Raw genomic sequence first — 23,079 nt, 5'->3', positions numbered from 1 at the left:
GGCAAACGCCCCCGGGGCGGCTGTTTTCGCAAGGCAGCCGCCCCGGGGGCCATGGGACTTCAGCCAACCGCGCGCGCGAATGTCGCGTGGAAGTCTTGGGTCAGTTTGGCATTCATCATCGGATTGGTCGCAGATTTCAGCGCGGGAAATTTGGTTCCCTCTTCCTCTGCCACATGCGCGTGCAGCGCGGCTGCCAGCGTGTCGAGCATCGGCCCCACCCGTTCGTCCTGGTGCATCGCCAACGCGTTGTCGATCCGCCCGACCAGGATCTCGGCGTCATCCTGTTCGTGATACAATTGTTTCGCATCGGGCTCGGCGCCCATGATCGCGATCGCCGGATAGACCGAAACCTCTTCGGCGAGCGAATGCGCCGACAGATACGTGGCAAATGCCTTGAATGCGGCGACGCGCCCCGGATGCGTATCGGCCGACTTGACTGCCATCAGGCGTCGGTCGATTTCACGATGCTGCATCTTGATCATTTCGAACCAGTCGTCGCCCATCGGCGCAGCCTGTGCCGATGCGGTCAGCGCGATCGAGCCCGCCACGGCTGCGCCTGCCGCCAGTTTGCCGAGATTGCGCCGTGTCATGTCCTGGATCATCGTCTTGCTCCGTCAATGATGTTTGATGGTAAGGCGAACGTTGCGGCTGGGGCCATGTTCCGCGTTTATTTATATTGTTCGCAGTACGCACCGGCAGATGACTTCGCGCATTATTGCCACCCACAATCAAAAACGCCGGGACACAAGTCCCGGCGTTTCGATAGTGCAGCGGTTCGAAAAGCTGAAGAAAATCAGCGCTTCGAGAACTGGAAGCTCTTGCGGGCTTTCGCTCGGCCGTACTTCTTGCGTTCCACGACGCGCGGATCGCGCGTCAGGAAACCGGCGGCCTTGACTGCGGTGCGCAGCGCGGGTTCGAATTTCGTCAACGCCTGGGCGATGCCGTGCTTGACTGCGCCGGCCTGGCCCGAAAGCCCGCCGCCCTTTACAGTGCAGATCACGTCATAGGCGCCATCGCGACCGGCCACCTGGAACGGCTGGTTGATCACCAGGCGCAGCGTCGGGCGTGCGAAATACACGTCCTGGTCGCGGCCGTTGACCAGGATCTTGCCCGATCCGGGCTTGATCCACACGCGGGCGACCGCGTCCTTGCGGCGGCCCGTCGCGTACGAACGGCCCTGTGCATCGATTTCCTTGGCACGCAGCGGTGCCGGCGGAGCCGACGGGGTTACGGGCGCAAACGTGTCTTCGCCATCCTGCGATTCGACAGGCGTTGCAGCGGCCAGATCCTTCAGATCGGACAGGCTGGATACGGTATCGGTGTCAGCCATTATGCACCCACCTTGTTCTTGCGGTTCATCGACGCGACATCCAGCACTTCGGGCTGGTTGCCGGCATGGGGATGTTCGGTGCCGTTATAGAGATGCAGCGCGCGCATCTGCGCACGGCCCAGCGGCCCGCGCGGGATCATGCGTTCGACCGCTTTTTCCACGACGCGTTCGGGGAACTTGCCGCTCATCACTTTGGCCGCGGTCAATTCCTTCAGCCCGCCGATATACCCGGTGTGCTTGTAATAGACCTTGTTCTTCAGCTTGTTGCCGGTGAACTTGACCTTGTCGGCGTTGATCACGATCACGTGATCGCCGCAATCGACATGGGGCGTAAACGTCGGCTTGTGCTTGCCGCGCAGATGGTTGGCAATGATGACTGCGAGCCGGCCGACCACCAGGCCGTCGGCATCGATCACATGCCATTTCTTTACCACCTCGGCGGGTTTGACCGACCGGGTGACTTTGGTAAGCGCCTTCATGGGCAATGGTTCCTAGACTTGGATAGGTTCGTGGGCGCGCTGCCAAAAGCGGCGCGTCACGAAACGCGATGGGGGCCTTTGTTGCATCGCCGCGCTCAAGTCAAGGTTTGGGGCGGGTTTCCGGGGAGGTAAAATAGTACCTCCTGGCTCGAGCGGCCTCTCTCCGTTCAAACCGCGCGTCGGCCGATGGCATGGGCGGACCACGTCGTCGCCACGACCAGCAACGCGCCGGTCAACTGGTGCGCCACTGCGATCGGTATCCACACGCCGCTCCACACGGTGGCGATGCCCAGCAGGATTTGCGTGCCGATCGCGCTGTGCAGCGCAATCGCGGCGGGCCGGTTGCCGGCAGACTTTGCCCGGCGTGCCAGCACGATCATCAGCGCCACGACGACCCATGCCCACCAGCGATGCATGAAATGGATAAGGTACGGGTCATGGCATGCGGCAAACACCACGCCTTTGGCCCAGACAATGCCATCGGGCCACAATTGCCCCTGCATCAGCGGCCACGCCTGCCAATTGAACCAGCCCGCGCCGGCAACCACGCCCGCGCGCAAGCCGGCAAGCCAGGCGCCCAGCATCAGTTGCAGCACCAGCGCGCCAAGCGCGAGCGCAGCGATCGGGCGCAACCGCGCGGGCGGCCCGGCACTGATCAGATCGAGCGCGGTCCACACCATCCCGGCCAGCGACACCAGCGCGAGCAGCAGATGCGTGGCGAGCCGGAAATGGCTGACTTTGACATCGACCGAAATGCCCGATTTGACCATCCACCACCCCACCGCGCCCTGCAGCCCGAGCAGCGCCAGCAGCGCGATCAGGCGCGGCTTGTAGCCCGCAGGGATTTTGCCGCGCGCCCAGAACCACACCAGCGGCAGCGCAAACACCATGACAATGCCGCGCGCGAGCAGGCGATGGACCCATTCCCAGAAGAAGATCGCCTTGTACGTGCCCAGCGTCATTCCGGCGGGGCCATTGACCAGGATATATTGCGGGGTCGCCTGGTACTTGGCGAATTCGGCCTGCCACGCGGCATCACTCAATGGCGGCAGCGTGCCCGAAATGACGTTCCACTGGGTGATCGACACGCCCGATTCGGTCAGGCGGGTAATCCCGCCGACAACGACGATACCGATGATCAAGCAGGCGACAATCATCAGCCAGCGGGCAAGCCAGCGGCGGTCTTGGGTGGTCCGGAACGTCATCGCGCCGATCTGAGCCGGCTTTGCGCACTAATCAAGAGGCCAAACCGGGCAAGAGGCCCAACCGGATACCCTTGTGTGATGATACATTATCACATATAGGACCCCCATGCCCGACTCGTTCCAGACACCCGCCCCCCACAATCGCCGCCTGCTCGATCGTTTCGGCATCGTGCTGTCGGGGCTGTGCATGGTGCATTGCATGGCGGGGCTGGTGCTGATCGGCGTGCTGGGGCTTGGCGGCGGGTTGCTGCTCGATCCGGCGATACACCGCGTCGGGCTGGTGCTGGCCGTGACGATCGGCGCGGTGACGATCGGCGCCAACGCGCTGCGCCATGGTCACCGGTTGCCGCTGGCGCTGGGCTGTTGCGGGCTGGCAATGATGGCAGTCGCGATCGCGTCGGATCACGGCATGCGCGAAGCGGTGCTGACGATCGGCGGCGTGGCTCTGCTCGCCAGCGCGCATGTCGTCAACTTGCGCCGTGCGCCGGTGTGCTGCTGAGTAGAAATTAACCTAAAGTACAGCAATTCTCGCTCGTCCTGAGCCTGTCGAAGGACGCGCGCAACGTTCGAGCTCGGCGCGTGCAGCCGCGCGTTTTGGGCAACTGTATTGCGCGTCCTTCGACAGGCTCAGGATGAGCGGGTGCGGGATACAAGAAGCTTGAGTTTGCGCATGTGCTTTACCCCTGCCGCGCCCAGGCCGCGCGCGTCAGCCGCCTCGCCAGAAAATCGATCAGCAACCGCACCCGCGCCGGGCGCAAGGTGCCCGGCGGCGTCACCAGATGCAGCGCGATATCGGGAATGTGCCACTCCGGCAGCACCTCGACCAGGGCGCCCGACGCGATCAGGTCCCAGATCATGAAGTCGGGCATCACGGCCACGCCCAGCCCGGCCAGCAGCGCGGGCGTCAAGGCATCGGCGTTGTTCGCGCCCATCCGGCCCTGGACCGCCATCACGTAATGCCCCTGTTCGGCATGGGTCAGCCGCCACGACCCGGGGGTATCGACGTTGGTGTACAACAGGCCCGCCATTCCCGACAGGTCGCGCGGATGCGCGATCGTGCCATGTGCAGCCAGGAACGCGGGCGCTGCGACCAGCAACAGCCGCACCGTACACAACCGCCGCGCGCGCAGGCTGCTGTCTTCCAGCCCGGCAATGCGCAGCACGACATCCTGCCCGCCGCCCACGACATCGATCAGCGTATCGGCCAGATCGAGTTCGACCTGGATCTGCGGATAGGCGATCAGGAATTCGGGCAGCAGCGGCGCGACATGGCGCAGGCCGAAACTCATCGGGACGGCCAGACGCACCAGCCCACGCGGTGCATCGCCCTCGGCGCCGGCCTGGATCTCGGCCGCTTCGCCATCGGCCAGGATCCGCCGCGCGCGTTCCAGCACGCCGCGCCCGCTTTCGGTCAGTGCCAGCCGGCGCGAGGTACGGTGCAGCAGCGGCACGCCCAGCCGCAATTCCAGCCGCGTGATCGCTTTGGATACCGTCGGGTTCGACAGCCCGAGTGCGGCGGCGGCTTTGGCAAAGGAGCCGGTGTCAGCGACTTTGGCGAAAATCGCCCAGGCTTCCAGATCGGGCAACGACATTACCGCGTTTCTTTCATCGATGACTTTCCATCATTGCCATTTTGTTTGCGTTGGCAAGGCTTACATAGCCTTCAACAGCCGTGCTTCTCATGGCGCGGCCACTGGAGACAAGCGATGATCGAACTGCGTCCTTTCGGCGGAATCGGCCACGCCAACCACGGTTGGCTCGATGCGCGCCATCATTTCTCGTTTGCCGATTATCATGATCGCGCCCGGATGAACTGGGGCAACCTGCGCGTGTGGAACGACGACACGATCGGGCCCAAGAGCGGCTTTCCTGCGCACCCGCACCGCGACATGGAGATCATCACCTATGTCCGCACCGGTGCCATCACGCACCGCGACAGCCTGGGCAACCAGGGCCGCACGGCGGCGGGCGATGTCCAGGTGATGAGCGCGGGCACCGGCATCACCCATGCCGAATACAATGTCGAGGACGAGGCGACGACGCTGTTTCAAATCTGGATCCAGCCGACCCGCCAGGGCGAGGCGCCGGGCTGGGGCGCGCGCGAATTTCCCAAGGGCGATCGCTCGGGGCAATTGGTGGTGCTGGCCAGCGGTTATGCCGAGGATGCCGATGCATTGCCGATCCGCACGACGGCCCGGCTGGTGGCCGGCACCATCCGCGCGGGCGAAACAGTCGACTACGTGCTCGGGGCGGAGCGCAAGGGTTATCTCGTGCCAGCGACCGGACGCATCCGCGTCAATGGCGTGGAGGCCGATGCGCGCGACGGGCTGGCGATAGCGGACGAGGACACGATTGCGATCACCGCAATCGAGGACAGTGAAGTCGTGCTGGTCGATACGCTGTGATCATCTGCAGCGTTTGAGTGCGCATTACCCATCAGTCGTCATCCCGGGTCGAGCCCGGGATGACGATTGGGGTTGGGTGAGTGGGATGGGGGCGCGTGGCGATTGGGGCGCGTGGCATGTTTGCGGGCGTCTTCACGTCTTGCGCGCAAGCTCTGCGTTCAGTTCGGCGCCGAACAGCAGGACATAGCTCGACAGGTACATCCAGGTCAGCATGATGATAACGGCGCTGAGCGAGCCATATGTCGCGTTGTAATGCCCGATCTTGGCGGCATATGTGCCGAATCCCGATGTCAGCGCCAGCCAGGAAACCGAGGCCAGCACCGATCCGGGGGTGAACCACACCCAGGTGCGCGGATCGGCCTTGCCAAGATTTTCCTCCCCCAACGAGGGGCCAAAGCGGTACAGCGTCGTCGCAACCGCCGCGCCGACCAGCGTCAGCGCGATATACGCGATCAGCTTGCCCAGAAACAGCGGCGCTGCCGACACGCCGGGCAGAAATTCCTCCACCTGCACCAGCGCGGCAACCAGGATCAGCGCGCCGATCGCGGTCAGCACCGCTGTCGTCGCGATGCCCAGTGCCAGGCCATACAGCGCGATAAACCCGCGCGTCTCCTTGACTTCGCATGCGACATTCAGCGCAGTGACGATCGATCCCGCGCAATTGACCGTGCCGAACATCGCGATCACCAGCGCGGTCAGAACGCCCAGGCCTTTCTTGCCATCGGATGTCTTGACCAGTTCCATCAACTGGTCGCCCACCAGGTTCGCCGCGGCGGGCGGCATGATCGATGTCATCCGCTGGACATCGTGGACCACCGTCGATGCATCGGCGAGCAAGCCGTATAGCAGCACGATCGCGGCCAGCAGCGGCACGAACGCCAGGAATCCGTAGAACGCCACACCCGCGGCGATCAGCCCGATGTGATCGTCGCCCGATTTGCGCCAGGTTTCCAGCACCACCTTTTTCCAGGATGGCACCGAATTCCACTGCGCCGGCGACAGCGCCCAATCGCTGGCGGCCTTGGCCCCGGGAGGCCCCGCCAACGTTACGCTATCCGTGCCGGCCCCACCGGGTTCGCCCGGCCGATCGACCTCTTTCTCGCTCATATTCTGATGCCCGCCCACAAAACGGCCTGGTGGCCGTCGTCTGGACAATGCAGAATCTGGCGTCTGGGGTGCAAAGCCCGTAGCATGGCCAGCCAAAAAGATGGTTCATCTGCCCGCAAGGGCTGTCACACTACCGGCCAGATTCCGCTCAGACCCGGCCAGACCCGCAAAAGGGGGATGAATGAACGATACCGCGATCCGTAGATCCTGGCGCGTGGCCCGGGGTCTGGCCCCTGCCGGCGTTATCCTTGCCATGGCCACGCCGGCGCGTGCGCAGGTGGTGCCCGATAACGGATTGTCGCTGATCGATGCACTGGGTCATGATCTTGCGTCGGCAATCGCCGCGATAAACCGGCAGGCAGTAATGCCGCTACGGGACCGTTATTCGCTGGCAGAGCTGATCGTTGCTGCAATATTCGCACTGGCGCTTGCCTGGCCGGCGCGGCTGTGGCTGCTTGCCCGCATTTCGGCATTCCTGCGCGCGGCACCGATGGACCGGCAGCTGGCGTTGCGGACAAAGGCGCTGGCGACAGTGCTGGTGACGACAGTGCTGGTGGCCCTGGCCGGGCATATCGCACTCGTGGCGGTGCGGTCGGCATGGACCCTGCTGCCCGAAACCGACGTCCTCGCGCGGACTTTGTCCATTGCCATCGGCGTGAACGGGCTGGGCATGGGCATCGGCCGAGCGCTGCGATCGCCCGAAGACAAGGCGTGGCGGCCGCTGCTGCTGCCCGGCGGGCTGGGCGCGACAATCGCGTTCTATCCCTTTGCCGCGACCGTCGCGCTCGGTTTTACCAATGTCATCGATCAGATGGCGCGGGCGTTGCATGCGACGGAAACGGGCTGGGCCCTGGCGCAGATCCTGATCCTGGTGGCGGACGCGCTGCTGATCGGGCGGTTTCTGGTTCTGGCCGGGCAGGCGCGCGCCCGCGCGCTCGAGACCGAGCCGGAGGGCGCGGCGGATGGGGGCCGCAAAGGACCGACGCTGCCCGCCATATTCGGCCTGACCGCGCTGGTCTGGGCAATGCTGGTCGTGGGCGTTGGCGCCTTCGTGGTCGGCCAGACCTGGTTCGGCATTGTCGTCCTGCAGGAATTGCTGTGGGCGCCGCTGGTGCTGACCCTCACCTGGATGATCACAGCGTTTGTCGATCGCCTGATGGCGCAATTGTTCGACGAAGACTGGGCGATCGGCCGGTTTGCCACGGCGGTCGTAGGCGTGCGCCGCAGGCGGATGAGGCAGATCGCACTGCTGGGCAGCGCGCTGGTCACCGTGCTGGTCTGGCTGTTTGCCGCAGGACTGGTGGCGGCGCCGCTGCACGGCACCCATGCCGCCGTCCTCGATCAGGTTCAGCCCGAAATGCTGCTTGGTTCGCTACGGGCGCTCAACCTTTCGCCGCGTACAGTCGGCGCCGCGCTGACCGTGCTTGCCATCGGCATCGTGCTGACCCGGATGGTGCGCGGGTGGCTGGAAAACAGTTTCCTGCCCACGACCTCGCTCGATATCGGGGTGCGCACGTCGCTGGTAACCGGGCTGTCGTATCTCGGCATCCTGGTGGCGATCATCCTGGCGACGCAGATGATGGGGCTGCAGCTGGAAAAGATCACGCTGATCGCCAGCGCGCTGTCGGTCGGCATCGGTTTCGGCCTGCAATCGATCATCCAGAATTTCGTGTCGGGTGTGATCCTGCTGATCGAGCGCCCGGTCAAAGTCGGCGACTGGGTGGTGGTCTCTGGCGCGGAAGGGACGATCCGCAAGATCCGCGTGCGCGCAACCGAACTTGCCACGGCGGCCGGCGGCACGGTGATCGTGCCGAATTCGTCGTTCATTTCGGCCAATGTCACCAATCGCGCGGATTCGCACATGGGGCACAGGATCGACGTTCCGCTCGTCGTGTCCGGCGTACCGACCGCGGCGCAGGCGCGCGACGCGCTGCACGACCTGATCGCCGGATGCGCCGCGCTGCGCGATGATCCGGAGCCGGTGATCACGCTGACGCTGATCGGCAAGGAGGACTGGACATTTGCGGTCAAGGTCTATGCGCAGGAGGACATCACGGTGGGTGGGGGGCGCAGCGCGCTGCTGTTCCGGATCTGCGAACAGACCGAGGGCAAGGAATTGAAAATCACCTCGCCGGTCCCGTTCAATTCTGCGCTGTATTCTTACTGATCGGGCCGGCCCTTCACCCCTTGCGCAACGCAGACGGCGGCACGCCGAAACGCTGACGCACACGGCGCGAAAAATGCGCGGCGCTGACAAAACCGCAGTCGAGCGCGATCTGCGTAATCGGCGCGTCGGTCGTGCGCAGCCGGTGCGCGGCGCTGTCGAGCCGCAACGCCAGCGCGGTTTCGGCCATGCTTTGGCCCAGGTGCTCGTGAAACAGCCGTTCCATCTGGCGCAGCGACCGGCCGCAGTCTTGTGCGATCGCCTCGCGTGAAATCGGCTGATCGAGCGCCGCCTCGATCCGGGCCAGCGCATGCAGCACGATGTGGTTGGTGGTACCGTGGCGCTCGGCCGGGCTCAGCCGCTGCGGCCCGGCGGCATCGCGCGGCGTGGTGCGGATGAACCATTCACCGACGCGCGCGGCCAGATCATCGCCCTGGTCGCGCGCGATCAGCGCCAGGGCCAGGTCGAGCCCCGCCGTCCCGCCCGCGCACGTGATCACCGGGCCGTCGATCACATACAGCCCGTGCTCGAGCGCGACATCGGGAAATTCCTCGACGAACAGCGGCCGGTGCTCCCAGTGGATCGTTGCGCGGCGCCCGGTCAGCAGCCCCGCACGCGCCATGATGTAGGGCCCGCCCGAAACCCCCGCGATCGCGCAACGCCCGCGCGCCAGTTGCCGCAGCCAGCCATACGTCGCAGGATCGTGAAAATGGCGCGGATCGCCGCCGGCAAAGACGAACAGCATCTGGCAGGCGATCCTGTCGCCGACCCGCGCATCCGCCAGAATGCGCGCGCCGTTCGTAGCCTCGACCGGCTGGCCATCGGGCGAGACGTGCACCCATTCGTACAGCACCCTGCCCGACAGCGTGTTCGCGGCGCGAAACGCCTCGACCAGCGCGGCATAGCCCATCAGCGCAAAGCCGGGGATCAGCAGCAGGCCCAGCCGCACGGGCGGCGACGCATCGTTGGTCATGTCTTTTTCGGACATGCAGATATCATAAATGGACAAGCGGGCACTGTGCAACCCGCATATGTTTGCGCGAAGCTCGCGAAAGAGCGAGCTGCGAAGTCGGCGCCGGCACCGACTCCCGACACAAACGTGCCGGCCAGACACGAAAGACCCGTGATGCGCTATTCGATCCTGCAACTGGCGCGTCAGGCGCTGCACCGCCACCGGGGCTGGGCCCCGGCTTGGCGCGATGCCGCGCCCAGGGACGGCTACGACATCGTGATCGTCGGCGGCGGCGGACATGGGTTGGCGGCGGCGTATTACCTGGCCAAAGTGCACGGCATTACCAATGTGGCGCTGGTGGAGCGCGGCTGGATCGGCGGCGGCAATGCCGGGCGCAACACCACGATCATCCGCTCCAACTACGGCCTGCCGGGCAACGAACCGTTCTACGAATGGTCGATGAAGCTGTGGGAGGGTCTGGAGCAGGAGCTGAACTACAACGCGATGGTCAGCCAGCGCGGCGTGCTCAACCTGTACCATTCGGACCCGCAGCGCGATGCTTATGCCCGGCGGGGCAATGCGATGCGCATGCACGGGGTCGATTGTACGCTGCTCGATGCCGCTGGCGTTCGCAAAATGGCGCCGTTTCTCGATTTCGACAATGCCCGGTTTCCGATCGATGGCGGGTTGCTGCAGGAACGCGGCGGCACTGCGCGCCACGATGCGGTCAACTGGGGTTATGCGCGCGCGGCCTCGGCGTTGGGTGTCGATATCATCCAGAACTGCGAAGTGACCGGGTTTTTGCGTGATGCGGCCGGCGCGGTTACCGGTGTCGAAACCAGTCGCGGCGCAATCCGCGCGGGCAAAGTCGGGCTGGCGGTGGCGGGCATGACCAGCCATGTCGCAGCGATGGCCGGTCTGCGCCTGCCGATCGAAAGCCATGTGCTGCAGGCGTTTGTATCCGAAGGCCTGAAACCGTTGATCCCCGGCGTGATCACCTACGGCATGGGGCATTTCTATGTCAGCCAGTCGGACAAGGGCGGCCTCGTGTTCGGCGGCGATATCGACGGGTACAATTCCTATGCGCAGCGCGGCAATCTGCCGGTGGTCGAGGATGTGTGCGAAGGCGGCATGGCGCTGATGCCGATGATCGGCCGGGTGCGGATGCTGCGCAGCTGGGGCGGGATCATGGACATGAGCATGGATGGCTCGCCGATCATCGACCGCACGGGCATAGAGGGCCTCTATCTCAACGCCGGCTGGTGTTACGGCGGGTTCAAGGCGACGCCGGCGTCGGGCTGGTGCCTGGCGCATCTGCTCGCGACCGACCAGTCGCACGAGACCGCGACCGCCTATCGGCTCGACCGGTTCCGCACCGGCCATGTGATCGACGAAAAGGGCGCCGGCGCCCAACCCAATCTGCACTGAGGAACAGGGCCGATGCGTATTCCATGCCCCTTTTGCGGGCCGCGCGATTCGCGCGAATTTACCTATCGCGGCGATGCGACGCCGGTGCGTCCTCCCATTGCTACCGGGGGCGGGGAGAACGCCGACGAAATGTCTGATTACATTCATCTGCGCGACAACCCTGCGGGCGCGTTCGAAGAGCTGTGGTATCATACGCAAGGATGCCGCAAATGGCTGCGGGTCGAGCGCAACACCCGCACGCATGCCGTCGGCGCGGCGCGATTTGCCCATCCGGAGCACACTGTATGAGCGGGCCTTCGTTTCGCCTCGCCAGCGGCGGTCTGATCGACCGCTCGCAGACCCTGACGTTTACCTTCGACGGCAAGGCGTACACCGGGCACCCCGGCGATACGCTCGCTTCGGCGCTGCTGGCGCATGGCGTGCGGCTGTTCGGGCGCAGTTTCAAATACCATCGCCCGCGCGGGGTTCTGACCGCGGGCAGTGCGGAACCCAACGCGCTGGTGACCTTGCGCGCCGGCGCACGCGCCGAGCCGAACACGACCGCGACGACGATAGAACTGTATCAGGGGCTGGTCGCGACCAGCCAGAACCGCTGGCCCAGCCTGGCGTTCGACATGATGGCGGTGAACCAGCTGGCCGCGCCGCTGTTTGTTGCAGGGTTCTACTACAAGACGTTCATGTGGCCTGCCAAAGCATGGGAAAAACTGTACGAGCCGCTGATCCGCCGCGCGGCCGGGCTGGGCGCGGTGTCGGGCGCGGAAGACCCCGATACCTATGAGCACGATCACGCGTTCTGCGATCTGCTGGTGGTCGGTGCAGGTCCCGCCGGGCTGATCGCGGCGCGTGACGCGGCGAATGCGGGCCTGCGCATCGTGATCGCCGATGAAAACGCGGTGCCGGGCGGGCAGTTGCTGTCCGAACGGGTCAGCATCGGCGGCCAGGGGGGCGGGCAGGGGGGCGGCCAGAGCGGCGGCGCATGGGCGGCGGGCATGCTGGCCGAACTGGCTGCCATGCCGAGTGTGCGCGTGCTGATGCGGACCACGGTGTTTGGCCGTTTTGACGATGGCGAACACGGCGCGATCGAACGGGTTGCGGATCATGTCGCGATCCCGGCAGCAGGCCAGCCGCGCCAGCGGATGTGGAAAATCGTTGCCTCGCGCACGATCCTGGCGACGGGCGCGACCGAGCGGCCGATCGTGTTCGACGGCAATGACCGGCCCGGCGTGATGCTGGCGAGCGCGGTTTCGACGTATTGCAACCGGTTCGGCGTCGCGCCGGGCCGGCGTGCGGTCGTGCTGACCAGTGGCGACAGCGGCTGGCAGACGGCGGCGGACCTGATCGCGGCGGGCGTGACGCTGCTCGCGGTGATCGACACGCGCGCGCATGTTGACGATGCCGTATCCGCGCCGATCCACGCCGCCGGTGTACGCGTGATCACAGGCGGCACGCTGACGGAGGCCAAAGGCAGCCCGCTGTCGCGCGTGAATGCGCGCGATAGTGGCGGTGCCGAGTACACCTTTGCCGCCGATCTGCTGGCGGTCGCGGGCGGGTGGAACCCGCAGATCGCGCTCGCCGCGCATCTGGGCGACAAGCCGGTGTGGCGCGACGATATTGCGGCTTATGCCCTGGGTACGGCGCCTGCCGGGCTGAGTGCTGCGGGCGCTGCGAACGGCGTCTACGGGTTGGCGGGTGTGCTGGCATCGGCCCGCGCAGCGGCCGGCGCCATCATCGCGGCCCTGGGCAAACCCGCCGCGACCGGGGCCTTGCCGATCGCGCAAGACACCGCGCATGGCGTCAGCGCGGTCTGGGCAACCGGGCCGTGCAAGGCAAAGGCCTTCGTCGATTTCCAGCACGATGTGACCGCCAGCGATGTCACGCTTGCGGTGCGCGAGGGCTATACCAGCGTCGAACATTTCAAACGCTACACCACGCTTGGCATGGCGACCGACCAGGGCCGCGTCGCGCAAGTCAACGGCCACGGGCTGCTCGCCGCCGCAACGGGCAAGGCGCTCGCCGAAACCGGCACGATCCGCGCCCGCCCGCCGGTGGTGCCGGTGGCGATCGGCGCATTCGGCGGCCATCATCGCGGCCGCCATTTCCGCCCCACGCGCCACACTGCCGGCCATGGCTGGGCGGCTGCGCAAGGTGCGGTGTTCGTCGATGCGGGATTGTGGAAGCGCGCGCAGTGGTTTCCCCGCGCGGGCGAGGTCGGCTGGCGCCCGCCGGTCGATCGCGAAGTCAATGCGACGCGCGGGGGTGTCGGGGTGTGCGACGTGTCCACCCTGGGCAAGATCGAGCTGATCGGACCCGACGTCGGTGTTCTGCTCGACCGCCTGTATATCAACGGGTTTTCAGGATTGAAGGTCGGCAAGGCACGCTATGGCGTGATGCTGCGCGAAGACGGTTTCGTCATGGACGACGGCACTGTCACGCGGTTTGCCGACGATCGCTGGTTCATGACCACGACCACCGCCAACGCCGCCCCGGTGATGCAGCATATCGATTTCGCCCGGCAGGTGCTGTGGCCCGATCTCGATGTTCAGGCGGTGTCGGTGACCGAGCAATGGGCGACGTACGCGGTGGCGGGGCCGCGCGCGCGCGATCTGCTGGCGGCGGCGTTGCCCGGCGTCGATGTGTCGAATACCGCGCTGCCGTATATGGGCGCGACCGAATTGCGCTGGCGCGGGTATGCGGCACGGCTCTATCGCCTGTCGTTTTCGGGTGAGCTGGCCTATGAACTCAGCGTTCCGGCAAGCCAGGGCGCGGCGTTGATCGAGCACCTGTTTGCCGTCGGCGCGAACTTTGGCCTGACGGCCTATGGCACCGAGGCGCTGGGCGTGATGCGCATTGAAAAAGGCCATCCGGCGGGCAACGAGCTCAACGGCTGGACCACCGCGACCGACCTGGGGATGGGCCGCATGGCGTCGGCCAAAAAGGATTTCATCGGGCGGATCATGGCCGGGCGGCCTGCGCTGGTCGATCCGGCGCGGCCGCGGCTGGTCGGGCTGAAACCCGTCGACGGCACATCGCCGGTGCGCGCGGGCGGGCATCTGTTGCGCCAGGGCGTGGATCCTGTTGCCGCGAACGACGAAGGGTTTGTCAGCTCGGCGTGTTATTCGCCCACACTGGGTCACCCGATTGCGCTGGGTTTTCTGATGCGCGGCGCGGATCGCCACGGCGAACATGTCGTCGTGCACGATCCGGTGCGCGGCGCCGACGTGCTGGCTGTGGTGTGCGATCCGGTGTTTGTCGATCCGGCGGGGGAGAGACTGCGTGGTTGATATTTCGGTTCAGCAGCTGACGGGCTTTGGCCTCGCCAACGTCCTGCCGCGTCGCGGTGTCGCGCCCGATGCGATCGGCACGGCGCTGGGGATGACCGTGGGTGAGGGGCCGGTAACCAGCGTCGGCGAAACGCTGGCGCTCTGGGGCAATGCGCCGGGGCAATGGCTCGCCTATACCGGCATCGCTTCGACCGATTGGGCCGATGACCTCGCACACAAACTGGCGGGGACCGCAGCGGTCGTGGATCAGTCGAGCGCCTACGTCCTGTTCAACCTGACCGGCATCGATGCGCAGCGGCTGTTGCAAAAGGGCCTGCCCGTCGATCTGGCGACGCTGGAACCGGGCGCGGTGGTCGTCTCTACGATTGCGCATCTTGGCGTGATCGTCCAGTTCGGCGCGCCCGGCGACTATTTCCTGGCGACCTTTCGCAGCTTCACCGGTGCGTTGCGCCACTGGATCGACGCCTCGATCGCGGCGCTTTGACCATTTCTACAAAGGACATTTGCATGACCGAGTTTCTGCTTACCCTGTCGTGCGGCAATGTGCCGGGCATCGTCGCCGCGGTCGCGACATCGGTTTTCAACCACGCCGGCAACATTACCGAGGCATCGCAATACGACGATATCGCCGCCAACCGCTTCTTCATGCGCCTGGTCTTCGCGGTTGGCGGTACCGCCGATGAAACCGCGATCCGCACCGACCTGGCCGCCATTGCGGATAAATTCGCGATGACCTGGACGCTGCGCCGGCGCGAAGATCTGCAGAAAGTGCTGATCCTCGTCAGCAAGTTCGATCATTGCCTGGTCGATCTGCTGTATCGGCTCAAAATGGGCGAAATCGCGATGGACGTCGTCGGCGTCGTGTCGAACCACCCGCAATCCTCGCTCGGTGATATCAATTTCGGGTCCATTCCGTTTCACCATCTGCCGGTCACCAAAGACACCAAGGCCGCGCAAGAGGCACAGATCCGCGACATTGCCACGCAAACCGGCGCCGATCTGGTCGTGCTGGCGCGCTATATGCAGATCCTGTCCGACGAAATGGCCGCGTGGTTGTCGGGCCGCTGCATCAATATCCACCATTCGTTCCTGCCCGGGTTCAAGGGCGCCAAGCCCTACCACCAGGCGTACGAACGCGGCGTGAAACTGATCGGCGCAACCGCGCACTACGTCACCGGCGATCTCGACGAAGGCCCGATCATCGAACAGGACGTGGAACGCATCACCCACGCCGACAGCGCCGACGACCTCGTGCGCAAAGGCCGCGACATCGAACGCCGCGTGCTGGCACGCGCGGTGCAACTGCACCTCGATGGCCGCAGCCTGGTGCATGGCAACAAGACGGTGGTGTTCCGGGATTAGAGCGTGAAGACGAAGCTGATGGGGTCTTTCCTCTTGGGAAATTCCGTTTCTTCGTGATTGACACACTCCCGCTCGCCGGACTATCCCGAAGGCCAGCGAAGCGGAGTGTTTCAAACCATGTGCGGAATTGTCGGCCTGTTCCTGAAGGACCCGGCGCTTGAGCCTGAACTGGGCCGGTTGCTGGCCGATATGCTGGTCGTCATGACCAGCCGCGGCCCCGATAGCGCGGGCTTTGCGGTCTATGGCGGCGGCAGTGCGAACCATCTGAAGATCACCGTGCGCGGTGCCCGGCTCGATGATGTCGCCGCCGCGCTGGCCGATGTCGCCACCGCCGTTTTGCGCGACACGCACATGGTGCTGTCGTTTGCGGCCCAGGCCGAGGACCAGGTGCGTGGCTGGATCGCGCTCAATCGCCCCGACCTGGTGGTGACAGGCACCGGCAAACGCATCGAATTGTACAAGGACATCGGCCTGCCACGCCAGGTCGCCGACCGGTTTGCACTGCCCGCGATGGCGGGAACGCATGGCATCGGCCACACCCGCATGGCAACCGAATCGGCCGTGACGACCGACGGCGCGCATCCGTTTTCAACCGGGCGCGACCAGTGCCTGGTCCACAACGGCTCGCTGTCGAACCATCGTTCGCTGCGCCGCAAGCTCGAACATGAAGGGCTGTCGTTTGCGACCGACAACGACAGCGAAGTCGCGGCGGGCTATATCAGCTGGCGCCTGCGCGAGGGCGACAGCCTGACTGCGGCGCTCGAGGCAGGGCTGGAAGATCTCGACGGGTTTTATACATTCGTGATCGGCACCGAAAACGGCTTTGCGGTGATGCGCGATCCGATTTCGTGCAAGCCGGCGGTCATGGCCGAAACCGACCAGTACGTCGCGTTCGGCTCCGAATACCGGGCGCTCGTGGGTCTGCCCGGGATCGAACACGCGCGCATTTTCGAGCCCGAACCGGCGCACGCCTACGTTTGGGAGCGCAATTGATGCCGAACATCGATCTGGCTGTCACCACCAGGCGCGACCTGAATGCCGCGCTGCATGCCTTGCCTGCCAACACCAATGAAACGCAGTGGCACGTCGCCAATCCCGATGGTGCACATGCGCTGGCCGCGGGCGTCAATGCGCCGGTGACGATCGAGATCGATGGCCATGCCGGCTACTATTGCGCGGGCATGAACCAGCAGGCGACCGTCATCGTCAACGGCAACGCGGGGGTCGGCGTTGCCGAAAACATGATGTCGGGCCGGGTGCATGTGAAGGGCGATGCCAGCCAGGCGGCGGGCGCGACCGCGCATGGCGGCCTGCTGGTGATCGACGGCAATGCCTCGGCGCGCTGCGGCATTTCGATGAAGGGCGTCGATATCGTCGTCAAGGGCTCGATCGGGCCAATGTCGGCGTTCATGGCGCAGGCGGGCAATCTGGTGGTGCTGGGCGATGCCGGCGAAGCGTTGGGCGACAGCCTGTACGAGACGCGGATCTTCGTGCGCGGCACGGTCAAAAGCCTGGGCGCGGATTGCATCGAGAAAGACCTGCGGCCCGAACACGTCGAAATTCTGACGGCGCTGTTGAACGAGGCGGGCGTCGAAGGCGTCAGCCCGAGCGAATTCCGCCGCTATGGTTCGGCGCGCGGGCTGTACAATTTCCACGTCGACAACGCTTCGGCCTATTGAGAAACCCATGGAAACGCCAAAAACCTTGCCGCGCTTTTCCGCGACATTCGATCCGCACACGCTGGCGGAAATCCGCCGCGCGGCCGCGACCGGCATTTACGATATCCGCGGCGGCGGGACAAAACGCGCGCTGCCGCATTTCGACGACCTGCTGTTTCTGGGCGCCTCGGTCTCGCGCTATCCGCTTGAGGGCTATCGCGAAAAGTGCGCCACCGACGTCTGGCTCGGCACGCGTTTTGCCAAGAAACCGATCCATCTGAAAACCCCGATCACGATCGCGGGCATGAGCTTTGGCGCGCTGTCGGCGCAGGCGAAAGAGGCGCTGGGGCGCGGTGCGACGATCGCGGGTACCAGCACCACCACCGGCGATGGCGGGATGACATCCGAAGAGCGCGGCCAGTCGCAGACCCTGGTCTATCAGTATTTGCCGAGCCGCTATGGCATGAACCCCGATGACATCCGCAAGGCCGATGCGATCGAAGTGGTGATCGGCCAGGGCGCCAAGCCCGGCGGCGGGGGCATGCTGCTGGGGCAGAAAATTTCCGACCGCGTGGCCGCGATGCGCACGCTGCCCAAAGGCATCGACCAGCGGTCCGCGTGCCGCCACCCCGACTGGACCGGACCCGATGACCTCGAAATCAAGATCGAGGAACTGCGCGAAATCACCGATTGGGAAAAGCCGATCTATGTGAAAGTCGGTGCGACCCGGCCGTATTACGACGTTGCGCTGGCGGTGAAATCGGGCGCGGATGTGGTCGTGCTCGACGGCATGCAGGGCGGCACGGCGGCGACGCAGGACGTGTTTATCGAGCATGTCGGCATTCCGATCCTGGCCGCGATTCGTCCGGCGGTGCAGGCGCTGCAGGATCTGGGCATGCATCGCAAGGTGCAGCTGATCGTGTCGGGCGGTATCCGCAATGGCGCCGATGTCGCCAAGGCGTTGGCGCTGGGTGCCGATGCGGTGGCGATCGGCACGGCGGCGCTGGTTGCGCTGGGCGACAACGATCCGCATCTGGAGGCCGAATACAACGCGCTCGGCACGACCGCCGGCGCGTACGACGACTGGCACGAAGGCCGCGATCCGGCGGGGATCACCACGCAGGATCCGGTCCTGGCCGCGCGGCTTGATCCGGTGGCGGCGGGGCGGCGGCTGGCCAATTACCTGGCGGTGCTGACGCTGGAGGCGCAGACGATCGCGCGCGCCTGCGGCAAAAGCCATCTGCACAATCTGGAGCCCGAAGACCTGGTCGCGCTGACGATTGAGGCGGCTGCGATGGCGCGCGTGCCGCTGGCCGGAACCGACTGGATTCCGGGCGCGCGTTTTTGACCTTCTCCCCTCCTCTTCAGGGGAGGGGCCGGGGGTGGGGCCTCTCGGCTATAACCCACGGCAGCATGGACAAGATCAGCGCCGGCGAGTGGGGAGAGGCCCCACCCCAACCCCTCCCCTGAAGGGGAGGGGCTCAAGCTTTCACGAAAGGATGCCCCGATGAGCAAAGACCTTGCCGCAATCGCCCAGGCCAAGGGCATCAAGTACTTCCTGATCTCGTACACCGACCTGTTCGGCGAACAGCGCGCGAAGCTGGTGCCGGCCGCAGCGATCGGCGAAATGCAGAAGAACGGCGCGGGCTTTGCCGGCTTTGCCACCTGGCTCGACATGTCGCCCGCCGATCCCGACCTGTTTGCCCGGCCCGATCCCGACAGCCTGATCCAGCTGCCGTGGAAGCCGCAAGTGGGCTGGCTGGCGTCGGACTTGTGGATGGCAGGGCAGCCGGTCGAGGCCAGCCCGCGCAATGCGCTGAAGGCGCAGATCGCGCGCGCGGCCGAGCTCGGCTATCAGCTGAAAACCGGGGTCGAATGCGAATTTTTCCTGATCACGCCCGATGGCAAGGCCATTGCCGATACCGCCGATACGCATGTCAAACCCTGCTACGACGAGCAGGCGCTGATGCGCAATTACGACGTGATCACCGAAATCTGCGACGCGATGCTCGATCTGGGGTGGAAACCGTACCAGAACGACCACGAGGACGCGAACGGCCAGTTCGAAATGAACTGGCATTACGACGACGCGCTGGTCACCGCCGACCGCATGGCTTTCTTCAAGTTCATGGCCAAGTCGGTCGCCGAAAAGCATGGGCTGCGCGCGACATTCATGCCCAAGCCGTTCATCAACCTCACCGGCAACGGCTGCCACATCCACTTGTCGATGTGGCGTGGTGAGGACAATGCCTTTGCCGGCGACGGCGACATCACCGACGTGGCGCGGCATTTCATCGGCGGGTTGCTGCACAGTGCGCCGGCGATGGCCGCGATCACCAACCCCACGGTCAACAGCTACAAACGCATCAATGCCCCGCGCACCAATTCGGGCGCGACCTGGTCGCCCAACTCGGTGACGTGGACCGGCAACAACCGGACGCACATGATCCGTGTGCCCGAACCCAACCGCCTGGAACTGCGCCTGGCCGACGGCGCGGTAAATCCCTACCTGCTGCCCGCCGTGGCGCTCGCGGCCGGCCTCGACGGCATTACGAACACCCGTGATGCGGGTCCGCGCCTCGATATCAACATGTACACGCATGGCGAGCAGATCGGCAATGTCCCCAAACTGCCGCTGAACCTGCTCGATGCCATCCGCGCGCTGGAAACCAACGCCGTGCTGGGCGAAGCGATGCCCGCACTGGTCCCCGCCTACACCAAGCTCAAGCATTCCGAATGGAACGACTACACCCGCCACCTGACCGAGTGGGAACGCGCGACGACGCTGGATTGCTAGGCGAAGCGGAACTGCGCAGAACCCAGGCTCGACGCCGTCACGCCGGTCAGCCGGATCGTATCCGCCGCATCGAGCGTGATCACGGTATCCGCACCGACTTGCGCCATCGCGCCTGAATTGAGCAGATAGGCCCAGCTGCTGAAATCGGTCGCGCTCAGCTGGATCGTGTCGGTCGCGGCAAAACCGTTGATCACGTCCTGGCCGCCGATGCCCTGTTGAAACGCCAGTGTCTGGTTTGCGCCGTTCAGGCTGGCGGTGTTGCCGCCGGCAAAGCCGATCGTGTCGCCGCTGCCGGTGATCGCGACTTGTGCGCTATGGAGGTTGAGCGTGCCGTTTGACGCCCAGGCCGAATCCCATGCGCCGGCGGTGTCGGTTATGGTCGCGACATTGCCCGTGCCGCCGGCAAAACCGATGACATTGCCGCCGCCGGTGATCGTGGCCTGCGCGCTGGTCAAATAGATCGTGTCGCCCCCCGGCGCCCAGACGGTGTCGGCGGTGGTGCCGGTGTCGTACAGTCCGGCGATATTGCCGCTACCACCGGCAAAGCTGATCGCATTGCCGCCGCCGGTGATCGCGGCTTGTGCGCTGGTCAGGTAGATGGTGTCACCGTCCGGCGCCCACACGCTGTCCCACGCGCCGCCGGTGGCATACAATCCGGCGATGTTGCCGGTGCCGCCGGCAAAGCTGATTGCGTCGCCGCCGCCGGCGATCGCCGCCTGGGCATTGGTCAGATAGACCGTGTCGCCACCTGGCGCCCACACGCTGTCCCATGTGCCGGTGGTGTCGTACAATCCGGCGGCATTGCCGGTGCCGCCGGCGAAGCTTACCGCATTGCCTGCGCCCAGGATCGCGGCCTGCGCCCCGGTCAGGTAGATCGTGCCGCCCGATCCCGTTATCTGGTCCCAGCTGCCTGCGGTCGCATAGAGCCCGGCGACATTGCCGGTGGTGCCTGCGTCAAAACCTATCGTATTGGCGCCGCCGATGACCGCGGATTGTGCGCCCGACAGCGTCAAGGCGGCGCCCGATCCGGACACGCTGTCCCAGGCGCCTGCGGTGTTCGACAGCGTGACCGCATCGCCGCCACCTGCATTCACCACGCCATTGCCGCCCGCCAGTGCCAGCGTACCCGATGCGGCCAGACTGGCCGTGACGCCCGGCCCGGTCACCGCAACTTGCGAGCCTGCGGCCACGATCACAGTGCCGCCCTGGGTGAGCGCAATTGTCGATCCGGTACCGGCTACCGCAACCGTCGCGCCGCTGCCGTTTAAAGTGACATCGTCGTTAACGCCCACTTGCGCCGACACGCCATTGCCGTTCACGACCACCATTGAATCGCCGTAGACGGTTACTTGGCCCCCTGCCTGAAAATCGATTGTCTCGGCCTGATTCAGGAACCGGAAATTGGCGACTTTTACAGCTGTGCCGGTGCCGGTCACAGTCAGCAGATCGCCAGTGCCGCCTGCTACATTGGTAAGATTGACAGTCTCGTTATTGCCCGCGTTGATCGTGTCGCCGTCGCCCTGGACAGTGACTTGCGAACCGTCGGCGGTTTCAACGGTGCTGCCTGCGGCCTGGAACACCACGGACAGGTTGCCCGTCAGCGTGGCCGTCGTGCCACTGCCGCCGATTGTCAGCCCGCCGCTCATCGTCTCGATCGTCGCGTGATCGTTGCCACCCACTACGATGTTTGCAAACGGCCCGGTCACCGTGATGGTACTGTCGTCGCCCAGATACACGTCGCCGCTGCCCGCCGCCACGTTAACGACATCGCCGCTGCCGCCCGCGTTGCCACTGCCCGTCAGCGTGACCTGATCGGCGATGGCATTCATTGCCACGGTGTTGCCCGAACCGGCGACGGTTATCGTGCTGCTGCTACCCGAAATCGTGATCTGGTTGTTGTTGCCGGTGACCAAGGCAGTGTCACCGGTGCCAAAGGCCAATGTATTGCCATTGCCGGTGATGGACAGGCCGGGCAGGCCGTCAATGACAGTGACCGCAGCACCAGAGGGTGAAAACGAATCATCGCCGGCCGTGATATCGAGCGCGGTAGCTGGCGCGATGTGCCATCCGATCGCGGCCATTGCCTGAAGATCGACCGCGGTGAACGTTTCCGGGATACTGCTATACGCATAGCCAACCAAGTCGCCGGTCACCGACGTGCCCCAGTCGCTGAGATCGCCACCCTCTTCGCCCATTTGGATCAGGTTGGTCGCGCCGGTCAGCGAAAACGAGGCATTTGCATAGCTGGTGCTCGTGTCGAGCGCGCCGGTGCCATTGGCATAGCGGAAAAAATCGAGCGGGTTGGGCTTCGAAATCGTGGAGGCGGCCTTGCTGCTGCCGGGATCATACCCGTCGCTGCCGGCTATGCGCCCAAGCGCTTCGCTGATTTCATGTTCCAGCGCAGCAATCGCATCGTAATCGCCGGCAACGGTCCGGTGTGCGGGATCGAATGTATAGGACAGCGCCGATGACAGGGTGATCGTCGCATCGGTCGCGGCCGGATCGCTGGTTTCGCCCGGTATCGCCAGGCCGATCGCCGAGGCATAGGGGTACGACACCACCACCTTGCCATTGCCGAGCGGGTCGGTCGCCGGCAGCGCCTGCGCTGCGGTCAGGTTATCGGCATCGGCGCCGCTGGCCGAGGCATTGGCGAGCAGCGCGGCACGCCAGCTGGCATAGCTGACGTTGCCGAAATTGCTGCCGAAGTCGGTTTCGCCGACGATCCCGTTGGACAATGGCCCCCAGGTAAACGTCAGGTTGACGGTGACCGTGTTGGTCAGCGTGGTTTCGAAATATTGCACCGCGGCGGCGACAGCCGTGGCAAAGCCGGCGGGCGCACCGTTGCCGGCAATCGTGTAGTTTATGATCATGACAACCCCCGCCCGAGCACGACCTGCAGTTTTAGCTTGAA

General features: G+C 65.1%; 20 protein-coding genes. 12 read left to right on the top strand and 8 right to left on the bottom strand.

The annotated features are described in order from the left end of the window. Positions 1–59: 59 nt before the first annotated feature. The 4 genes from ACOOE2_RS18245 to ACOOE2_RS18230 form a co-directional block, all read right to left on the bottom strand. Positions 60–602: a hemerythrin domain-containing protein gene (locus tag ACOOE2_RS18245; protein ID WP_420384401.1), complete on the bottom strand. Its 543-nt coding sequence runs from the start codon at positions 600–602 to the stop codon at positions 60–62. 191 nt (positions 603–793) lie between these two features. Continuing rightward, positions 794–1,330: a 30S ribosomal protein S9 gene (rpsI, locus tag ACOOE2_RS18240; protein WP_420384400.1), complete on the bottom strand. Its 537-nt coding sequence runs from the start codon at positions 1,328–1,330 to the stop codon at positions 794–796. Next, on the bottom strand, positions 1,330–1,809 hold the full coding sequence (gene rplM, locus ACOOE2_RS18235) for a 50S ribosomal protein L13 (protein ID WP_420384399.1): 480 nt from the start codon (positions 1,807–1,809) through the stop codon (positions 1,330–1,332). The genes rpsI and rplM overlap by 1 nt, the downstream gene beginning before the upstream one ends. Before the next feature lie 167 nt (positions 1,810–1,976). Next, positions 1,977–3,014 (bottom strand): COX15/CtaA family protein, encoded by a 1,038-nt coding sequence (locus tag ACOOE2_RS18230; protein WP_420384398.1) that lies wholly within the window; start codon positions 3,012–3,014, stop codon positions 1,977–1,979. Positions 3,015–3,120: 106 nt separating this feature from the next. Here ACOOE2_RS18230 and ACOOE2_RS18225 point away from each other — a divergent pair, with 106 nt between their 5' ends. Continuing rightward, entirely contained in the window at positions 3,121–3,513 is a 393-nt protein-coding gene (locus ACOOE2_RS18225) for a MerC domain-containing protein (RefSeq protein ID WP_420384397.1), read from the top strand. 178 nt (positions 3,514–3,691) lie between these two features. Here ACOOE2_RS18225 and ACOOE2_RS18220 read toward each other — a convergent pair whose 3' ends face one another. Next, positions 3,692–4,606, bottom strand: coding sequence for a LysR substrate-binding domain-containing protein (locus ACOOE2_RS18220; RefSeq protein WP_420384396.1), 915 nt, complete (start codon positions 4,604–4,606; stop codon positions 3,692–3,694). A gap of 114 nt (positions 4,607–4,720) precedes the next feature. Here ACOOE2_RS18220 and ACOOE2_RS18215 point away from each other — a divergent pair, with 114 nt between their 5' ends. Then, positions 4,721–5,419, top strand: a complete 699-nt coding sequence (locus ACOOE2_RS18215; RefSeq protein ID WP_420384395.1) for a pirin family protein — start codon at positions 4,721–4,723, stop codon at positions 5,417–5,419. 132 nt (positions 5,420–5,551) lie between these two features. On the opposite strand, the gene ACOOE2_RS18210 is transcribed toward ACOOE2_RS18215, so the two are convergent. Next, on the bottom strand, positions 5,552–6,526 hold the full coding sequence (locus ACOOE2_RS18210) for a YihY/virulence factor BrkB family protein (protein WP_420384394.1): 975 nt from the start codon (positions 6,524–6,526) through the stop codon (positions 5,552–5,554). Positions 6,527–6,707: 181 nt separating this feature from the next. Between ACOOE2_RS18210 and ACOOE2_RS18205 the strand changes: the two genes are divergently transcribed. Then, complete coding sequence (locus tag ACOOE2_RS18205) at positions 6,708–8,693, top strand: mechanosensitive ion channel family protein (protein WP_420384393.1); 1,986 nt, start codon at positions 6,708–6,710, stop codon at positions 8,691–8,693. 13 nt (positions 8,694–8,706) lie between these two features. On the opposite strand, the gene ACOOE2_RS18200 is transcribed toward ACOOE2_RS18205, so the two are convergent. Beyond that, positions 8,707–9,678, bottom strand: a complete 972-nt coding sequence (locus ACOOE2_RS18200) for a GlxA family transcriptional regulator (protein WP_420384392.1) — start codon at positions 9,676–9,678, stop codon at positions 8,707–8,709. Positions 9,679–9,816: 138 nt separating this feature from the next. Between ACOOE2_RS18200 and ACOOE2_RS18195 the strand changes: the two genes are divergently transcribed. From ACOOE2_RS18195 to glnT, 9 genes are all read left to right on the top strand, one after another. After that, entirely contained in the window at positions 9,817–11,070 is a 1,254-nt protein-coding gene (locus ACOOE2_RS18195) for a sarcosine oxidase subunit beta family protein (RefSeq protein WP_420384391.1), read from the top strand. A gap of 12 nt (positions 11,071–11,082) precedes the next feature. Beyond that, positions 11,083–11,358: a sarcosine oxidase subunit delta gene (locus ACOOE2_RS18190; RefSeq protein ID WP_420384390.1), complete on the top strand. Its 276-nt coding sequence runs from the start codon at positions 11,083–11,085 to the stop codon at positions 11,356–11,358. Next, positions 11,355–14,351, top strand: coding sequence for a sarcosine oxidase subunit alpha family protein (locus ACOOE2_RS18185; protein WP_420384389.1), 2,997 nt, complete (start codon positions 11,355–11,357; stop codon positions 14,349–14,351). Before ACOOE2_RS18190 ends, ACOOE2_RS18185 begins: the two co-directional genes overlap by 4 nt. Then, complete coding sequence (locus ACOOE2_RS18180) at positions 14,344–14,835, top strand: sarcosine oxidase subunit gamma (RefSeq protein ID WP_420384388.1); 492 nt, start codon at positions 14,344–14,346, stop codon at positions 14,833–14,835. Before ACOOE2_RS18185 ends, ACOOE2_RS18180 begins: the two co-directional genes overlap by 8 nt. A gap of 23 nt (positions 14,836–14,858) precedes the next feature. Next, the gene (purU, locus tag ACOOE2_RS18175; RefSeq protein ID WP_420384387.1) at positions 14,859–15,713 is read left to right on the top strand and encodes a formyltetrahydrofolate deformylase; all 855 of its coding nucleotides are present in this window, start codon (positions 14,859–14,861) and stop codon (positions 15,711–15,713) included. A gap of 117 nt (positions 15,714–15,830) precedes the next feature. After that, a complete protein-coding gene (locus tag ACOOE2_RS18170) occupies positions 15,831–16,706 on the top strand; it encodes a class II glutamine amidotransferase (protein ID WP_420384386.1) in 876 nt (291 codons plus the stop codon). Then, a complete protein-coding gene (locus ACOOE2_RS18165) occupies positions 16,706–17,392 on the top strand; it encodes a protein glxC (protein WP_420384385.1) in 687 nt (228 codons plus the stop codon). The genes ACOOE2_RS18170 and ACOOE2_RS18165 overlap by 1 nt, the downstream gene beginning before the upstream one ends. A 7-nt stretch (positions 17,393–17,399) precedes the next feature. Further along, positions 17,400–18,719 carry an FMN-binding glutamate synthase family protein gene (locus ACOOE2_RS18160; RefSeq protein ID WP_420384384.1) on the top strand — a complete coding sequence of 440 codons (1,320 nt, stop codon included), beginning with the start codon at positions 17,400–17,402 and terminating at the stop codon, positions 18,717–18,719. 159 nt (positions 18,720–18,878) lie between these two features. Then, positions 18,879–20,168, top strand: coding sequence for a type III glutamate--ammonia ligase (gene glnT, locus ACOOE2_RS18155; RefSeq protein WP_420384383.1), 1,290 nt, complete (start codon positions 18,879–18,881; stop codon positions 20,166–20,168). Here glnT and ACOOE2_RS18150 read toward each other — a convergent pair. Then, positions 20,165–23,038, bottom strand: a complete 2,874-nt coding sequence (locus ACOOE2_RS18150; RefSeq protein WP_420384382.1) for an NF038122 family metalloprotease — start codon at positions 23,036–23,038, stop codon at positions 20,165–20,167. The genes glnT and ACOOE2_RS18150 overlap by 4 nt on opposite strands. Between the last annotated feature and the right edge of the window lie 41 nt (positions 23,039–23,079).

Source organism: Novosphingobium sp., from assembly GCF_965214355.1.
Classification (GTDB): domain Bacteria; phylum Pseudomonadota; class Alphaproteobacteria; order Sphingomonadales; family Sphingomonadaceae; genus Novosphingobium.
Note: the sequence above shows the minus strand (reverse complement) of the source record. Positions and strands in the feature narration are given on the sequence as shown.

Bases quoted from the DNA above. Each gene is read 5' to 3' on its own strand.
- ACOOE2_RS18245 (WP_420384401.1), bottom strand. From the start codon at position 602: ATGATCCAGGACATGACACGGCGCAATCTCGGCAAACTGGCGGCAGGC.
- rpsI (WP_420384400.1), bottom strand. From the start codon at position 1,330: ATGGCTGACACCGATACCGTATCCAGCCTGTCCGATCTGAAGGATCTG.
- rplM (WP_420384399.1), bottom strand. From the start codon at position 1,809: ATGAAGGCGCTTACCAAAGTCACCCGGTCGGTCAAACCCGCCGAGGTG.
- ACOOE2_RS18230 (WP_420384398.1), bottom strand. From the start codon at position 3,014: ATGACGTTCCGGACCACCCAAGACCGCCGCTGGCTTGCCCGCTGGCTG.
- ACOOE2_RS18225 (WP_420384397.1), top strand. From the start codon at position 3,121: ATGCCCGACTCGTTCCAGACACCCGCCCCCCACAATCGCCGCCTGCTC.
- ACOOE2_RS18220 (WP_420384396.1), bottom strand. From the start codon at position 4,606: ATGTCGTTGCCCGATCTGGAAGCCTGGGCGATTTTCGCCAAAGTCGCT.
- ACOOE2_RS18215 (WP_420384395.1), top strand. From the start codon at position 4,721: ATGATCGAACTGCGTCCTTTCGGCGGAATCGGCCACGCCAACCACGGT.
- ACOOE2_RS18210 (WP_420384394.1), bottom strand. From the start codon at position 6,526: ATGAGCGAGAAAGAGGTCGATCGGCCGGGCGAACCCGGTGGGGCCGGC.
- ACOOE2_RS18205 (WP_420384393.1), top strand. From the start codon at position 6,708: ATGAACGATACCGCGATCCGTAGATCCTGGCGCGTGGCCCGGGGTCTG.
- ACOOE2_RS18200 (WP_420384392.1), bottom strand. From the start codon at position 9,678: ATGTCCGAAAAAGACATGACCAACGATGCGTCGCCGCCCGTGCGGCTG.
- ACOOE2_RS18195 (WP_420384391.1), top strand. From the start codon at position 9,817: ATGCGCTATTCGATCCTGCAACTGGCGCGTCAGGCGCTGCACCGCCAC.
- ACOOE2_RS18190 (WP_420384390.1), top strand. From the start codon at position 11,083: ATGCGTATTCCATGCCCCTTTTGCGGGCCGCGCGATTCGCGCGAATTT.
- ACOOE2_RS18185 (WP_420384389.1), top strand. From the start codon at position 11,355: ATGAGCGGGCCTTCGTTTCGCCTCGCCAGCGGCGGTCTGATCGACCGC.
- purU (WP_420384387.1), top strand. From the start codon at position 14,859: ATGACCGAGTTTCTGCTTACCCTGTCGTGCGGCAATGTGCCGGGCATC.
- ACOOE2_RS18170 (WP_420384386.1), top strand. From the start codon at position 15,831: ATGTGCGGAATTGTCGGCCTGTTCCTGAAGGACCCGGCGCTTGAGCCT.
- ACOOE2_RS18165 (WP_420384385.1), top strand. From the start codon at position 16,706: ATGCCGAACATCGATCTGGCTGTCACCACCAGGCGCGACCTGAATGCC.
- ACOOE2_RS18160 (WP_420384384.1), top strand. From the start codon at position 17,400: ATGGAAACGCCAAAAACCTTGCCGCGCTTTTCCGCGACATTCGATCCG.
- glnT (WP_420384383.1), top strand. From the start codon at position 18,879: ATGAGCAAAGACCTTGCCGCAATCGCCCAGGCCAAGGGCATCAAGTAC.
- ACOOE2_RS18150 (WP_420384382.1), bottom strand. From the start codon at position 23,038: ATGATCATAAACTACACGATTGCCGGCAACGGTGCGCCCGCCGGCTTT.